General features: G+C 77.1%; 13 protein-coding genes. 2 read left to right on the forward strand and 11 right to left on the reverse strand.

Translation table 11 applies throughout. The features are described from left to right. Positions 1 to 105: 105 nt before the first annotated feature. Complete coding sequence (locus Ae717Ps2_RS20495) at positions 106 to 849, reverse strand: SDR family oxidoreductase (protein ID WP_075333780.1); 744 nt, start codon at positions 847 to 849, stop codon at positions 106 to 108. A gap of 44 nt (positions 850 to 893) precedes the next feature. On the opposite strand from Ae717Ps2_RS20495, the gene Ae717Ps2_RS20500 reads away from it, so the two are divergent. After that, a complete protein-coding gene (locus Ae717Ps2_RS20500; protein WP_075310710.1) occupies positions 894 to 2,120 on the forward strand; it encodes a putative glycoside hydrolase in 1,227 nt (408 codons plus the stop codon). A 14-nt stretch (positions 2,121 to 2,134) separates the two neighbouring features. On the opposite strand, the gene Ae717Ps2_RS20505 is transcribed toward Ae717Ps2_RS20500, so the two are convergent. The 10 genes from Ae717Ps2_RS20505 to Ae717Ps2_RS20550 form a co-directional block, all read right to left on the reverse strand. Beyond that, positions 2,135 to 3,250: a glycosyltransferase family 4 protein gene (locus Ae717Ps2_RS20505; protein WP_075333781.1), complete on the reverse strand. Its 1,116-nt coding sequence runs from the start codon at positions 3,248 to 3,250 to the stop codon at positions 2,135 to 2,137. Continuing rightward, positions 3,247 to 4,128, reverse strand: a complete 882-nt coding sequence (locus Ae717Ps2_RS20510; protein WP_075310706.1) for a bifunctional 2-polyprenyl-6-hydroxyphenol methylase/3-demethylubiquinol 3-O-methyltransferase UbiG — start codon at positions 4,126 to 4,128, stop codon at positions 3,247 to 3,249. The genes Ae717Ps2_RS20505 and Ae717Ps2_RS20510 overlap by 4 nt, the downstream gene beginning before the upstream one ends. Beyond that, positions 4,104 to 5,636 (reverse strand): oligosaccharide flippase family protein, encoded by a 1,533-nt coding sequence (locus tag Ae717Ps2_RS20515; protein ID WP_075310704.1) that lies wholly within the window; start codon positions 5,634 to 5,636, stop codon positions 4,104 to 4,106. The genes Ae717Ps2_RS20510 and Ae717Ps2_RS20515 overlap by 25 nt, the downstream gene beginning before the upstream one ends. Before the next feature lies 1 nt (position 5,637). Continuing rightward, a complete protein-coding gene (locus Ae717Ps2_RS20520) occupies positions 5,638 to 6,660 on the reverse strand; it encodes a hypothetical protein (RefSeq protein WP_139318952.1) in 1,023 nt (340 codons plus the stop codon). After that, entirely contained in the window at positions 6,657 to 7,880 is a 1,224-nt protein-coding gene (locus Ae717Ps2_RS20525) for a glycosyltransferase (RefSeq protein ID WP_075310702.1), read from the reverse strand. The genes Ae717Ps2_RS20520 and Ae717Ps2_RS20525 overlap by 4 nt, the downstream gene beginning before the upstream one ends. A 47-nt stretch (positions 7,881 to 7,927) precedes the next feature. After that, positions 7,928 to 8,812 carry a sortase domain-bontaining protein gene (locus tag Ae717Ps2_RS20530; protein WP_233147637.1) on the reverse strand — a complete coding sequence of 295 codons (885 nt, stop codon included), beginning with the start codon at positions 8,810 to 8,812 and terminating at the stop codon, positions 7,928 to 7,930. A gap of 3 nt (positions 8,813 to 8,815) precedes the next feature. Then, positions 8,816 to 9,802, reverse strand: coding sequence for a DUF4397 domain-containing protein (locus Ae717Ps2_RS20535; protein ID WP_233147638.1), 987 nt, complete (start codon positions 9,800 to 9,802; stop codon positions 8,816 to 8,818). A gap of 57 nt (positions 9,803 to 9,859) precedes the next feature. Next, on the reverse strand, positions 9,860 to 10,501 hold the full coding sequence (locus tag Ae717Ps2_RS20540; protein ID WP_369804849.1) for an HNH endonuclease: 642 nt from the start codon (positions 10,499 to 10,501) through the stop codon (positions 9,860 to 9,862). A 189-nt stretch (positions 10,502 to 10,690) separates the two neighbouring features. Further along, entirely contained in the window at positions 10,691 to 12,691 is a 2,001-nt protein-coding gene (locus Ae717Ps2_RS38390) for a glycosyltransferase (protein WP_075310698.1), read from the reverse strand. Beyond that, positions 12,688 to 13,980, reverse strand: coding sequence for an O-antigen ligase (locus tag Ae717Ps2_RS20550; RefSeq protein WP_075333783.1), 1,293 nt, complete (start codon positions 13,978 to 13,980; stop codon positions 12,688 to 12,690). Before Ae717Ps2_RS20550 ends, Ae717Ps2_RS38390 begins: the two co-directional genes overlap by 4 nt. Before the next feature lie 161 nt (positions 13,981 to 14,141). On the opposite strand from Ae717Ps2_RS20550, the gene Ae717Ps2_RS20555 reads away from it, so the two are divergent. Next, positions 14,142 to 15,170 (forward strand): glycosyltransferase family A protein, encoded by a 1,029-nt coding sequence (locus Ae717Ps2_RS20555; RefSeq protein WP_075310694.1) that lies wholly within the window; start codon positions 14,142 to 14,144, stop codon positions 15,168 to 15,170. The last annotated feature ends 1 nt before the right edge of the window (position 15,171 follow it).

A 15,171-nucleotide genomic window follows, 5' to 3' on the forward strand; every position in this document is an offset into this window, starting at 1 on the left:
GAGGTCGCCCCACCACTGATCAACGTTACGGGGTGTCGCGACGACGACGGCCCGTGCGGCGCAGACCAGCAGGAACCGGGGCGTTGCGCAACCGAACAGTGACCTTCAGTGACGATTGCGGCGGCCGAGCATCCGCACCACCGGGCCCAGGACGCGGCCCGCGGCGTCCCGCATCCGGGTGTCGGGCACCTCCACCACCGCGGTGTCCCGCCGCTGCGCGTCCAGCGCGGCCGACGCCACCTGCTCCGGGGTCGCCCACCGCCACGCCGGGACCCAGGACACGTCCTCGCCGTGCCGCTCGTGGAACGGGGTCCGGGTGAACCCCGGGCGCACCACGGTCACCCGCACCCCGTGCGGCGCCGCCTCGTGGCGCAGCGCCCCGGCGAGCGCCTCGACCGCCGCCTTCGTCGCCGAGTAGACGGGGGTGCCCGCCGTGGGGTGCACCGCCGCCGAGCTGGACACCATGACGACCCCGCCCCTACCGCGGCGCAGCATCGGGGGCAGCGCGGCCCGGGAGAGCCGCGCCACGGCGGTGAGGTTCAGCGCGACCTGGGCGTCGATGTCGTGGTCGGTGTGCTCGGAGAGCGTGCCCGGCCCGGCCGTCCCGGCGTTGTTCACCAGCAGCCCGACCGGGGCCTCGGCGATCGCCTGCTCGGTGGCGGCCAGACCGGCGTCGGTCGCCAGGTCGGCGACGAGTGTCCGGGACCGCGGCACCCCGGCGGCGACATCGCCGAGCCGCTCCGCGTCGCGCGCCACCGGCAGTACCGGGACCCCGCGGCGGCCCAGCTCCCGGGCGAACGCGGCGCCGATCCCGCTCGACGCGCCCGTCACGACCGCCTGTTCCGTCATCACGGTCCCTTCCGTCCCCCACGCCCCGGGTCCGGGATCTTGGCATGATCGGAGGTGTGTGTCACCGCCGCGTCCTCGTCACGCTCGTGCTGGTCGTGGCGGTGCTCGCCGGCTGCGCCGCCGCGGCCGCACCCCCGGCACCGTCGGGATCCGAGCCCACGAGCGCCCCCGCGGTGTGCGGGCTGTGGCTCGCCACCGGTGGCACCCCGACCGACGAGCAGGTCCGCTACGCGGCCGGGCGCTACGGCGTCGTCGTCCTCAACGCCTGGGAGACCGACGTCGCGCAACGGCTGCGCGCCCAGGACCCGGGGATCGTCCTGCTCGTCTACAAGGACCTGTCCTCCACCCGCGGCTACGCCGAGGTCGGGCTGCACGGCGGGCTCCTGCCGACCGGCGTCGACGGCGCCACCGCCGACCCGGCCTGGTTCGCCACCGACACCGCGGGCCGGCGCATCGAGTGGGCGCCCTACCCGCAGCACTGGCAGATGGCGGTGTGGGACGAGGCCTACCAGCGGGCCTGGACCGACCGCGTCGTCGCCGAGACCGTCCGCGACGGCTGGGACGGGGTGTTCGCCGACAACGACATGTCCTCGCTGCGCTTCTACTCCGACGCCGTGGTCGCCGGGACCCCCGACCGCAGCGGCACCGACGCCCTGCTGCGTGACGGCCTCGACGCGCTGGTGACCCGCGCCGGGACCGCGCTCGGCGAGCAGGGCAAGGTGCTCGTGCCGAACCTGTCCGAGGCGCGGCTGTTCCCCGGCCGCTGGACCCGGCACGCGCGCTTCGGCGGGGCGATGGAGGAGAACTTCGCCCAGTACGGCGACGACGGCGCCCTCACCACCTGGCAGGGCCACCAGTGGGCGGAGATGCTCGCCGCCCCACCGCAGGACCTGACGCTCCTGGTCACCGCGACCGCCGGACGGCCCGAGGCGCGGCCCGGCGCGGCCGAGCGGGCCGGGTTCGCCGGGGCCGCGCTGCTCGGCGGGCCGTCGCGCTCCTGCTGGACGCCGTCGACCACCCGGGACTACTCCCTGCCCGAGTGGTCCGGCTACCGGTCGCTCGACCTGGGCGCGGCGACCGGACCCGCGGTCCGCGACGGACGCACCGGTGTGTGGACCCGCGGGTTCGCCGGCGGCTGGGTGGCGCTCAACCCCACCCCCGACGACGCCGAGGTGCCGGCCCCGGGCGGGCTGCGGACCCTCGACGGGGGCCAGATCGGGGACACGGTGAGCATCGGATCCGCCGACGCGACGATCCTGGTGCGACGCTGACCCGCCCACCCCGGTCAGCCGAGCAGCGAGCGGTAGAGCGCCAGGTGCGACCGGGCCGACGCCGACGCCCAGTACCGCTCGGCGGCCCGGGCGGCGAGCAGCTTCCCGGTCAGGCCCGGGTCGGGGTCGGCGAACAGCGCGCGCAACGCCGTCGCCAGTGACTCCGGGTCGCCCGGGGCGGCGGTGAAGCGGGCGGCGCCGGGGGCGGCGAGCATCGTCGTGGTGTCGCCGGTGTCGGTGGCGAGCACCGGCTTGCCCGCGGCCATCGCCTCGATCACGACCAGCGGTTGCTGCTCCATCCGCGACGGCACGACGACGGCGTCCGCGGCACGCATCAGCTCCGGCACGTCGGTGCGGAACCCGAGCAGCCGGATCCGGCCGCCCGAGGCGGCCGCGCGGGCCTCGATCGCGGCGCGCTCGGGGCCGTCGCCGACGACGGTCAGCGTCGCGTCGGCGGGGAACACCCCTGGCCGCTCCACCGCGTCGATCAGGTCGGTGATCCCCTTGCGGGGCAGCAGGAGCCCGGCCGTGAGGAGGTGACGCACCGGCCCGGCGGGCGGGTGGGGCGGGCCGAGATCCAGGCCGTTGTCGATGTGCACGAGGCGGCGCGCGGGCACCCGCAGCCGCCCGGACAGGAACCGGCGCATCGGTTCGGCGCAGACCACGGTGCGGTCCAGCACCCGCCCGACGACGGCGTCCGCGGCGAGCGTCGCGCGGGTGTAGCGGGACGGGGCGGGCGCTGCGGCGGTGCCGCGGAACCACGCCTCGCCGACGTCCTCGGGGACCCCGTGGTAGGTCTGCAGCAGCCACGGGCGGCGGCGGCGCCACGCCGTCGTCGCGAGGACGAGGCCGGCGCGGCGGTCGTGGGCGTGCACCAGGTCCGGGCCCCAGTCGTCGATCCGGGCGAGCAGCGCACGGGCCGCGGCGACGTCGGTCTTGTCCCCCACCCCCGACTCGGTGAACACCTCGGCCGGTACGCCGGGCCCCCGGGCGGGCCGCGGGCCGAACACCCGGACCGTGGCGGCACCGGTGCGGTGGAGCTCGCGGGCCAGCGTCAGGCACACCTCGACCGGGCCGCCCCGGTCCTGGGTGAGGACGAACGCGACGCGCGGCGGCCCCGCGGGGCTCACTGGGCGCCCCGGTACTCGCCGGGCATCGCCGACGCGGGCAGCGGGGTGTCCGAGCGCGCCCCCAGGAACCACACGCCGCTGGCGCCGTCGGACTGGAAGGGCTCCGGGATGACGCGGTCCAGCAGACGCAGCCAGGACAGGGCCAGCCGCACCGCCCGCCCGGCGGCGCGGGAGCGGGTCAGGCCGGTCACGACGGCACCGATCGTCCAGATCAGCTGCACGCCGGGCCCGCCGACCACCCCGGACCCGATGCGGTCGAAGCCGCGGAACAGCCAGCGGTGGCCGGACTCGGTGAACCGGGTGAAGTCGTAGGGGCCCTCGTGGACCTGCTGCAGGAACGGCGTCTCGGCGTAGACGAGACCGCCCGGGACGAGCACGCGGTGGATCTCGGCGACGACCGTCGCCGGATCGAGCACGTGCTCCAACACGGCCTGCACCACCACGCCGTGCACGACCCCGGCGGCGAACGGGATGCGGTGCCCGTCGGCGACGAACTGCACGTGCGGGCTCGCGTAGATGTCGAAGGCGAGGACCTCGACGCCCGCGTCGGAGTAGAGCCGGTCCGCGCCGTTGCCGATCTCCCCGCCCCCGACGACGAGCACCGTCGGGCGGGGGTGCCGGGCGCGGAGCCGGTCGAGGAACACGTCGAGGTTGCGACGGGTGCCGCTGTCGGGGTTGGTGATCCGGCGCAGGTTCCGGCGCAGCGCGGCGAGCGCGCCGTGCCCCCGGTCGATCTCGCTGGCGGCGCCGCCGGCGAGCAGCCGGTCCTTGTCGAGGACGCTGGTGGCGAAGTCGACGTACACCGGGGTGCCGCCGACGTGGAGCGGCTCGTCGGGCCACTCGACGAACGCGCTCAGCCGCTCTGCGGGTGCGAGCATGTTCCCACCTCCGGGTCGGTCGGGCGGGCCCCGTCGTCCGGGGCGTCGCGAAGCCCACCGCGCAGGTCGCGCAGCAGGTCGAGGTTGGTCACCGCGGCGACGGCGGCCACCGTCACGACGACGACGGTGCCGGCCGCCAGCAACGCGGGCACCGAGGCCGGGTCGTCGGCCCCCGCGGCGCGGACGGCGAGGTCGGCGAGCTCGCCCGCGGCGAGCGCCGCGGCCAGCCCGCCCACGGTCCGCAGCACCGGCCACGGCCGGGGGAGGCCACCGGCCCGGTACAGCACGAGCAGCGCGGGCGGGACCACCAGCCACACCGCGACGAGCTGCGCCCAGGCCGTCGCGACGACGCCGTGGGGGACCAGCAGCGCCAGCCCGGCGACCAGCAGCGCCAGGTGCGCGAGCTGCAGCAGCAGGTAGGCACCCGGCCGGTCCACGGCCCGCACGACCTCCTGCAGCATGTACTGCAGGCCGAAACCGAGGCCGTACCCGCAGAGCACGACGAGTACCGGGGCCGCCGGGGCCCAGCGGCCGTCGAGCACGACGATCCGTTCGGCGAGCAGGGCGAAGGCCACGTAGGGCACCCCGGCGAGCACGAGCAGCGCCCGGACGAACCGGGTGACCGCGGGCCGCAGGTCCCGGCGCTCACGGCGCAGCCGGGCGTACACCGGGAACGACACCGCACCCAGCACCAGCGACACCATCACGTACGGCGCCCAGGCGATCCGGAAGCCCAGCGAGTACACGCCGACCGCGTGCGGGCCGAGTGTGCGGGACACGGCGAGGTAGTCGACGTTCACCAGCAGCACCGCGACGACCGCGCCCGGGCCGACGACCCGGGTCCAGCGCAGCGCCTCGGCGGCGGCCGCGGTGTCCCAGCCGGGGCGGATCCGCACCCCGGCGGCGATCCCGAGCAGCGGCAGCGCAACCGCACCGGCGAGCAGACCGACCGGCAGCGACAGCGCGCCGAACCCGCCCGCCGCGAGCGAGACCGCGAGCACCGAGGAGACCAGCGCGGACCCGACGTCGGGGACCATCCGGCGGCGGAACTGCAGGCTCCGGTGCATGAGCCCCATCTGCACGCCGCCGGCCGCGGTGAACGGCAGCGACAGCGACGCGATCCGCACGAGCGGTTCGGCGTGCGGCGCGCCCATCGCCGCCGCGATCGGGGCGGCGCCGAGCAGCCCGGCCAGCGCCAGCAGCACCCCGATGCCGACCGAGATCGTCATGAGGACGCCGGCCATCGTGCCGGGGTCGCGGTCGGTGCGGGCGACGATGTCGAAGACGCCCATCGACTGCACGACCTGCCCGACGCCGATCAGCGCGACGGCGACGGTGACCAGGCCGAGCTCGGACTCGGTGAGGAACGCGGCGAGCACGACCGTCAGGACGATCTGGCTGCCCTTGGCCAGCAGGTTGACCAGGCCGAGCCACAGGGTCCCGCGGGTGGCGCTGCGGGCGAGACCGGAGGCGGACCCGGTGTCGGCCCCGGTCGGGGTCACGGTCATCTCAGGACACGACGGCGGCGAGCACCCGGGTGCCCGGGCGCAGGGAGCGGACCACCGCGTCCAGGTCGGCCCCGTCGGCGGCCCGGTCGACGACGAGCACGAGCGACTCGTCGGCCCGCCCGCCCGCACGACCGCCGGGTTCCCGGGCCAGGTCGGCCTGCAGAGCGAGCACCGCGTCGGCGACGCCGGGCGACCCGGCAGCGACCTGGACCGGGCCGCCCGCGGCGCGGGCCAGCACGAGCAGGCGCTCGCCGGCGTCGGGGTCGCGGGCGCTCAGCACCGGGACGATCCCGTGCCCGGCCGCGACCAGCGTCGAGAGCACCGAGCGGCGCACGTCCCCGCGGCGGGCACGCATCCGGCCGACCAGCACCACGGCGGTGCCCAGCCCGGCGAGCGTCCCGGCGATCAGGCCCAGCCCGACGCCGAGCGTGAGGTCCGGGCCCTTCTCCAGCAGGGTGGCCTGCCGGTCGAGGACCCGCAACGTCCCGGCCGGGGCGAGGAGGTCGGCGGCGGCGACGCGGCCGGCGAAGGCCTCGGCCAGGCGCGCGGCGAGCTCCGGGGACCCCGCCGAGACCGACACCCTGGCCACACCGGAGCCGGCGAGCAGCTCCACCGACACGTCATCGGCCAACTCGGTGGGGGCCGGACTCCCGGGCACCGCGGCGGCGACGGCGTCGAGGGTCGACGGGGAGGTCACCAGGTCCGCGATCGAGGGCATCGCCAGGGTGACGACCTCGCCGTAGCTGGTGGACACCCCGGACTCGCTGATCAGCGCGGAACCGGTGGAGCCCGAGGGCAGGGCGAGCAGCCCCACCCGACCCTCCCAGCGGCCGGGCAGCACCGCGAACACCCCCGCGACGAGCGCAGCCACCAGCAGGCCCACGAGCACCGCGACCGCGGCGACGCGCAGTCCCGGGCGGCGCGGCCCGGCGGCCGGGGCCGTGCGGGTGGGCGGCTGGGCGGGGCCCAGAGGCGTCGTGCCCGGGGCGTGCCGATCGCGCACCACACCGTTCGACCTGCTCACCACGTTCCTCCCCCACCGGGCGGTCCTGTCGATCTCCCGGCTTCCCCTGACTCGTTCCCGGCCGTCGATCCGTTTCCCGGAGCCGTCTCCGGCGGGGATGACATGGGCCACTCCCCAGCGACCAGCTCGGCGACGAGCGCGGCGACCCGGGCCGTCACCCGGCTCCGGTCGAACAGCTCCTCGGCCCGGGCGCGGGCCGCCCGGCCCTCCCCGGCGGCCAGGCCGGGCGCGGCGAGCCGCAGGGCGATCGCGTCGGCGAGCGCGGGCACGTCGCCGGGCGGGACGGTCCGCCCGGCCGGTCCGACCGCCTCGGCCATCCCGGTCACCGCGAAGCCGACGACCGGTCGAGCGCTGGCCATCGCCTCCAGCGCCACCAGCGGCATGCCCTCCCACCGCGACGGCAGCACCACGACGTCCGCGGCCCGGTGGTACGGCGCGGGGTCGGTCGTCGGCGGGTGCAGCAGCACCGAGTCCCGCAGCACCGGGTCGGCCGCGCAGCGTGCCCGCAGCGCGTCGGCGTCCGGTCCGTCGCCGACGACCAGCAGCCGCGCACCGGGAACCCGGGCACGGACCGACGGCCAGGCGTCGAGCAGCAGGTCCTGGCCCTTCTGCTCGGTGACCCGGCCCAGGCACAGCGCCCACGGCCCCGGTCCGAGGCCGAGCACGGAGCGGGCGTCGTCCGGCCCGCCCGCGGTGAACCGGTCGAGGTCGACCCCGTTCGGGACGACGACCGCGGCACCGCCGATCCCCGCCGCGCGGCCGGTGGCGAGCTCGTCGGCGGAGACGCACAGCAGCAGGGAGGTCCAGCGGGCGCCGACCCGTTCCCAGGTCCGGGCGGCGCGGGCGAGGGGCCCGGCGACGGCGTCGAAGGACCAGGCGTGCGGCTGGACGATCGTCGGGACCCGACCGCGGACGGCGAGCCGCCCGGCCAGCCCGGCCTTCGACGAGTGCAGGTGCACGACGTCCGGTGCGGTGCGGGCCACGATCCGGGCGAGCGCGCGGACCTCCGCGAGGACCGACCGGCCGGGCGAACGGGTCGCCTGCCAGGTCCGTACCGGCACACCGGCACCGCGGGCGGCGTCGGCGAGCGGACCGTCGGGGCAGGCGAGGCTGACGTCCCAGCCGCGCTCGTGCTGGTCGGCGCACAGCGTGCGCACGACGGCGGCCACCCCGCCGTCGACGGGCTGGCTGACGTGCAGGACGCGTAGGGGGCGGCTCATCGGGGCTCCGCGGGGTGCGGTCGGTGGCGGCGTGGCGGCATGGAGGTTCAGTGGACGGACGCGAACACGACGATGTTGTCGGTGTAGGAGCGGACGGCACGGTCGAACGACCCGCCGCAGGTGATCAGCCGGAGCTGGGCGTTCGCGGTGCCGCCGTAGACCTCGGCGGCGGGGAAGGCGTCCTTCGGGTAGGTCGCGACCCGGTCGACGGTGAAGGTGGTCCGCTTGCCGTCGGTGCGCGGGACGACGATCTGCGCGCCGACCGGGATGTCGCGCAGCCGCCAGAACACCGCGGGCCCGGCGACCGAGTCGACGTGCCCGACGATCACCGCGGGCCCGGCCTGGCCGGGCCGGGGACCGGCGGCCCACCAGCCGATCCGGCCGAAGTCGACCGGGGCGCCGAGCGTCCCGTCCGGGCCGACGACCAGCTGTTCCGGTGCGCCGGCGGTCAGTCCGATCACGGGGACCACCAGCCCGGACGGCGGCGCGACCGGACGCGCGGCCCGGGACCCGGTCGTCGCGACGGTGGCGGCGCGGGTCGCCTCCGGGGCGGACGGCCCGGTGACCGAGGCGGCGGTGACCACCGGCGGCAACGACGGCCCCGGCTCCGCCGCCGGGGTCAGCACCGGGACCAGCGGCAGCGCGAGCACCGCGGCGGCGACGGCGGCCCGGGCCGCGGGCCCGCCCGGGGTTCGGGCGACCCCGGCGCGCGCGGACGCGCCCACCCCGGACGCCGCCGCCCGCAGCCGCCGGACCGGCCCGGGCGGGGTCCGCAGCGGCGGGGTCCAGGCAGGGGCGGTCGGCGTGCGCAGCGGCGCCCGCCAGGGCAGGCCGGTCGCGTCGAGCCAGGTCGGGTCGGGGGTTCCGTCGGGACGGGTGCCCTCGGTGCGGGTGCCCTCGGTGCGGGTGCTCTCGGTCCGCGGCACGGCCACCGTTCAGCCCCTGCGGCGGGCGGCGCGGAGCACCGAGGTCCCGTAGACGAGGACGGGCGCCGCGAGCAGGCACAGCACCAGTGGCAGCACGCCAGGGCCGTCGTCGTCCGCCGTGCCGCCGGCACCGGCGGGGACGCCGCCGCGGGGCGGCGGGACGCCGCCGTGAGCGGCGGCGGGCGCGGGGCCGACCGGCAGGCCGGGGGTGTCGGTGATCGGGTGCGCCGTGAGCGCCCCGCCGGGGCCACCGGTCACGACGACCGTGGTGACCGACCCGGCGCCGACCGGGAGCTGTGCGGCCTCGGTCGCGGCGCCGGAGGACAGGCGCACGTCCCAGGTGCGGGCCGCGACGGTCGCGTAGTCGGTGACGGCGCCGTAGGCGAGGTCGGTCGCCAGCCGGGGGCCGCCGACCGCCAGGGCCTGCAGCGGGGTGGGCGTCCGGACGCCCTGGACGATCCGGACCCGGCCGGAGCCGGCGGCGGGCGCGGTCAGGTCGTCGGGGACGAGGTCACCGCGGACCTGGCCGGAGCCGGTGTCGAAGAAGAACAGCGACTGCGTGGTGCCGGGTGCGATCTGCAGCCCCGCCGACAGCGGGGCCGGCCCGGCCGGGTCACTCCCGACCGGGCGCATGGTCACCGTGTAACGACCCGGGACGAGCCGCAGGTAGCCGGTGACGTCGCCGTACGCGGCGTCCCGGGCGACGACCTGCTCGGTCGAGCCCGCGCCCTCGGGGCCGGAGATCGTCGCGACGACGGCGCCGGTCCCCGGCGACAGGTGGCCGAGCCGCAGCTGCCCTGGCGGCTGCGCCGCGCCCGCGACCGGCGCGAACGCCAGTCCGACCGCCATCGCGAGCAGGACCGTGCCCACGAGGACGGCGGCCCGTTCACGCCCGCTCCGCCCGTGCATCCCGCTCTCCCCCCGCCCCGTGTCCGGCTCGGTCGCCGAGTCCATCGCATTACTGAATGCAACGATCTCGACAGCGAGACTACCCACGATCAGGGCATAGTGGCCAAGTTCGTCACTCTGCGTGCCCGACCGTGGACGAGCGGCTCACGCGGCGGCGGTCAACCACGGTTCCCAGGCCGGCAGCGGCTCCACGGCCAGCACCAGGACCCCGGCCCCGTTGCGGGCCGGCGGTGCCGGAGTGGTGCGCAGCGTCCAGCCGATCTCCTCGATCAGCCGGTCGGCCTTGCGGGAGTTGCAGGCCTTGCAGGCGGCGACGCAGTTCTCCCAGCTGTGCGCCCCGCCGCGGCTGCGCGGGACGACGTGGTCGATCGTGTCGGCACGTTTGCCGCAGTAGGCGCAGCGGCGGGCGTCGCGGCGCAGCACACCGGCCCGGGTCATGGGGACGACGCGGCGGTAGGGCACCCGGACGTAGCGGGACAGGCGCAGTACCGACGGGGCGGGGAGCGAGAGGGACTCGGAGCGGAACTCCGCCCCCTCGAGCGCCTCCTGGAGGCACTCGGCCTTGCCGGAGAGCAGCAGGCAGATCGCACGTTTCGACGTGACGACGGCCAGCGGTTCGAAGCTGGCGTTGAGGAGCAGGACCCGGGACCCCGCCGGGATGCGAGCCGTGGTCGGCGGCTCGGTCCCCGGTGCCGGGACGGGATCGTCGGGGAGCGGGTCGACCGCTCTCAGGTCGCCAGGGACGATCATCTCGGCACCACTGGGGACGGGTTGTCGGTACGGCACGCGACCACCTCCGGAACGCACGAGGTCCGTGATGTAGTCGACCATACGGAAGCCCGGTTACGCGAGGGTGATAACGCGGCCTCGGGGAGGTGACCGCGCGGCGCGGGCGCCCCGGGACCGCACACCCGCCCGCCGGTGCCGCACGACGGCCCTCCGGGTCCGCGCGACCGTTCGTCGGATCGGACCAGGTCAGGTCAGGACGACCGCCAGCACCCGATCCCGCTCCGGGACGGCCGTGAGGACACCGGTGAGGTCCTCGGTGCGGGTGCGCCGCGGGTCCGCGAGTGCCACGACCGCGCCGGGCCGCGCCGGGCCGGCCACCGGACCGTCGCGCAGCGCGAGTGCCTCGGTGATCCGCCGGGCGTCGGTCTCCAGGCCGGGACCGGCCGGCACCACCCGGGTGCGGTCCGGCCCCGCCAGCAGCCGGATCCGGTCGACGAGCACCGGGTCCGCCGCATCCAGCACCGCGACCGGGCCGCGGCCCGACGCGGCGACGGCGCGCAGCAGTCCCGAGTGCGGGGTGGCACGTCGGCGGGGCAGCAGCGCCGCCCCCGTCACGACGGCGACGACGATCCCCGCGAGCAGCGCGAGCGCCGCGGCCAGCGTGGTCGAGGTGGCGACCGGGGTGACCGCGGCCCGGGTGTCGACCGGCACCAGCCGCCCGGCCGGGTCGAGGACGTCGGCCGCCACGACCTGGTCGACGACGGCCTCGGCCAGCGCCTCCGCACGGCCCGGGTCGGGGTCGCGCACCGAGATCCGCGCCAGCCCCGACGCCGGGACCAGCTCGACCGACACGGCGCGGCGCAGCTGCTCGGGGTCGGGACCGCCGGGCACCGCCGCGGCCGCCCGGCCCAGCAGCGACGGCCCGGTCACGATCTCGGGCAACGCGGGCAGGGCCAGCGAGACGACCTCGCCGTAGCTGGTCGAGACCACGGGGCGGGCCGGGTCCAGCGAGACGGTCGCTCCGACGTCCGGGCGGGCCACCAGCGTGACGCTGGCCTGCTGGGTGACCGGTCCGAGCGCGACGGCCAGCAGCACCGCGGCCGTCGTCGCGAGCCCGGCCAGGGCGGCGACGCCGGCCAGCCAGAACCGGCCGGGCCCGCCGGCGCCCGCGGCACGGGCGTCGTGGAGCAGCGCGTCGTAGTCGGCGGCCAGCGCGGCCGGGTCGTGCTCGGCAGCCACCCGGGCCCGCCCGGCCGCGGCCAGTGCCCCGCGGCGGCGCGGGTCGGCCAGCCCGTTCAGCGCGGCGGCGACCGCGGCCGGGTCGCCCGGCGGTACGAGCAGCCCCGCCGCGGGTGCGTCGGCGCGCGGGCCGAGCGCCTCGCGGACCCCGTCGACGTCGGTGGCGACCACCGGGAGCCCGGCGGCCATCGCCTCCAGGACGACCATCGGCAGGCCCTCCCAGTCGCTGGTCAGCACGGCGACGTCGGCGGCGGCGAGCAGGGTGGGTATGTCGTCGCGGGCGCCGAGGAACCGCACCCGGTCACCCAGGTCCGCGACGCGTTCCTCGAGCCCGGCGCTCAGCGGGCCGTCCCCGGCGAGCAGCAGCACCGGCCCGCCCCGCACCGCGCGCCAGGCGTCGAGCAGCACGTCGTGGCGCTTCTGCGGGACCAGCCGGGCCGCGCACAGTGCGACGCCGACGTCGTCGGGCAGGCCGAGGGCGCGCCGGGCGTCGGCCCGGGCGGGCAGCACCGGCGGGGTGACGGCGTTGCGCAGCACCGCGATCCGGGTGTCGTGCAGGCCCGCGGCACGCAGCCGGTCGGCGACCGCCGCGGACACCGCGACCACGACGTCGGCGGCGCCCGACAGCAGCCGGGCCGCGGCCGGGTAGTCGTCGGCGGCGACGCCGTGGAACACCGTCACCAGCGTCGGTCGGCGGCGCCGGGTGTGCGCGGCGAGCCGGCAGACCAGCCCGACCAGCACGTTGTGGGCGAGCACGACGTCCGGGCGGTGCCGCCGGAGGGCGGCGGCCACGGCGAGGGCCCCGCGCAGGATCCCCACCGGGGTGCGGCGTACCAGCGGCATCGTCTCGGTGCGGTACCCCTGCGCGGCCAGCTCGTCGGCCCGCACCCCACCCGAGGACAGGACCACGGTGTCCCAGCCGAGGCCGGTCCCGTGCCGGGCGAGGTCGGCGACGACGCGCTCCGCTCCCCCGGTCCCCATCTCGTTGACGACCTGCAGGACCTTCACCGGATCGCTCCCTCGCTGCGCAGGCCCACGGCGCAGGCCGCGGCGGTCAGTGCCCACAGGGGCATGTAGTACTGCTCGGACAGGAACGTCGAGGCGACGCAGACCGCGATGAGCGCGGTCTGCACGGCCAGCGGCAGCAGCCGCCCGGGGCCGGGGCCGGCGGCCCGGACCGCCCGCTCGGCCGACCACAGCGCCGCCGCGATCATCCCGACGAAGCCGGCCAGACCGAGCACCCCGAGCTCGGCGGCGACCTCGACGTACATGTTGTGGGCGACCGGGGTCTGCTCCTCCAGCTCGGCGTTGTGGGACGCCGCGAGGTAGTGCGAGCGGAACCCTCCGGGCCCGACACCGAGCAGCGGTTGCTCGGGCAGCAGTGTGGCCGCCACCTCCCAGCGCAGCGCCCGGCTGTCGATGTTGGAGGCGGCGACCTGGTCCTTCTGGGAGAGCGCGCGGCCGACGTCGTCACCGAAGCCGGCGACCAGCCCGACCCCCGCGACCACGACGGCGACGGCGGCCGCGGCGAGCACCCGGGGCGCGATCGCCCCGCGCACCGTCAGCCACACCATGGCGACGACGAGCGCGATCATGCCGCCGCGGGACACGGTCACCGCCGCCCCCAGCACGAGCAGCACCAGCAGCACCCCGACCAGCACCTGCGCGGCCCGGGGTGCGCGCTCAGGCCCGTCCCGGCGCGGACGGCGCAGCCACAGCGCGAGCAGCAGCGGCACCGCCGAGACCAGCACGTAGGCCAGGTCGTTGGGGTCCTCCAGCGGCCCGGTCGCCCGCGGCGAGCCCTCGATGAGGAAGCTCCACAGGGCCCCGCTCGCGGCGACGGTCGCGCCGGTGACCGAGGCCCACACCGGCACCCGCACCGGGACCTCGCGGGAGCAGACGTCGATCAGCACCGTCACGGTGACCAGGAACGACACCCAGCGCTGGGCGTAGCTCATGGTGAAGGTGTCGCCGGCGTGCACCGCGGTCGAGGCGAGCACGGCCACGGCGAGCACGGCGAGCGGCACGTGGACCGGGTGGAAGCGCGGCAGCCGGAACGGGCGCAGCCGGGCCACCAGCCACACGAGCACGAGCGTCGCCGCGGGGAGCTTGGTGACGACGTCGTTGATGTCGAGCAGGTACCCCTCGCAGGAGGCCACGCCCACGGTCAGGAACACGAGCCCCTGCAGCAGCCGGGCCAGCGGCGTGCGGGTGGCGATCTCCTGCACCAGCGGGGTGCCGGGCCGCGGGCCGGTGTCCCGCAGGACCACCCCGGCCGGTGCGGTCCGCTGCACCATCCCGCCTCCGCCCGCCGCCCGCCGTGATCCGTACTGCGGTGCATTCGGCCGTTCACCAGGGATCGTTACCGCTCGTGGCGGAGATCGACGACACTGCGGCGTAACGCGGGTGCCACTCCGGGACGACGGTCATCCCAGCAACCCCGACAGAACGGACGAGAATGGGCCACCACCGTCAGGCACGTCCGCGGTTCAGCTTCCTGTCGACCGCCTACCGCACCGAGCACGCGGTGTCGGGGATGATCGGGTCGGTGCAGGCCCAGACCGATCCGGACTGGGAGCTCGTCGTCGTCGACAACGGGATGTCGGACGAGATGGCCCGGATCGTCGGTTCCCGCGCCGAGCGCGACGCGCGGATCGTGCTGGTCCGCCAGCCCAACCGGGGCGCCGCGGGCGGGATCAACCGCGCCTCGGCCGAGTCCTCGGGCCGGTACGTCACCCTGCTCAACTCCGACGACCGGGTGCTGCCCGAGTTCTGCGCCCGGCTCGGCGACGTGCTCGACTCCCGTCCGGACCTCGCCGCCGTCACCTGCGACGCCTGGTTCACCGACGCCGCCACCGGGGCGCGGCTGCCCGCCTCCTACCTGGAGAACGCCGGGGCGCCGACACCGGACCCGGAGCACGTGCTGACCCTGCCCGAGCTCATCGAGGGGCCGTGCCCGTACTACACCGGGGCGGTGCGCCGGGAGGTGTGGGACGCCCACGGCCACGTCGACGACGCCGGGGTGACCGTCGCGGACCTGCACCTGTTCCTGCGGATCGTCGCGGCGGGCCACCGGATGGTGACGCTGCCCGAGCGGCTCGCGAGCTACGCTCAGGCGCCGCAGTCGCTGTCCCGCGGCGGGCCCGCGGTGCTGGCCGTGGAACAGGCCCGGGAACGGGCGGTCCGCGCGGCCGCCGCACGCTCGGACGACCCGGCCGTCGCCGCCGCCCTGGAGCGGGAGCTGCGGCGCAGCCGGCACCGCCGCGGTGTCGTCGGCGCCCGGGTCGCGCTGTTCGAGGGCGATCTCGCGACCGCCCGCGCCCGGGTCCGGGCGGCGTTGCGGGAGCGGACCGACCCGCGGACCCTCGCCGTCGCCGCCGCGGTGCTGCTCGCCCCGGGCGCGACCCGCTGGGCCTACCGTCGCTCCCGGGGCGGGAAGGTCCCGGCGCCGGTCGTCCCGGTGCGGGTCACCGACGCCGCGCGCTGAG

It is taken from the genome of Pseudonocardia sp. Ae717_Ps2 (assembly GCF_001932475.1).
In the GTDB taxonomy this organism is placed as follows: domain Bacteria; phylum Actinomycetota; class Actinomycetes; order Mycobacteriales; family Pseudonocardiaceae; genus Pseudonocardia.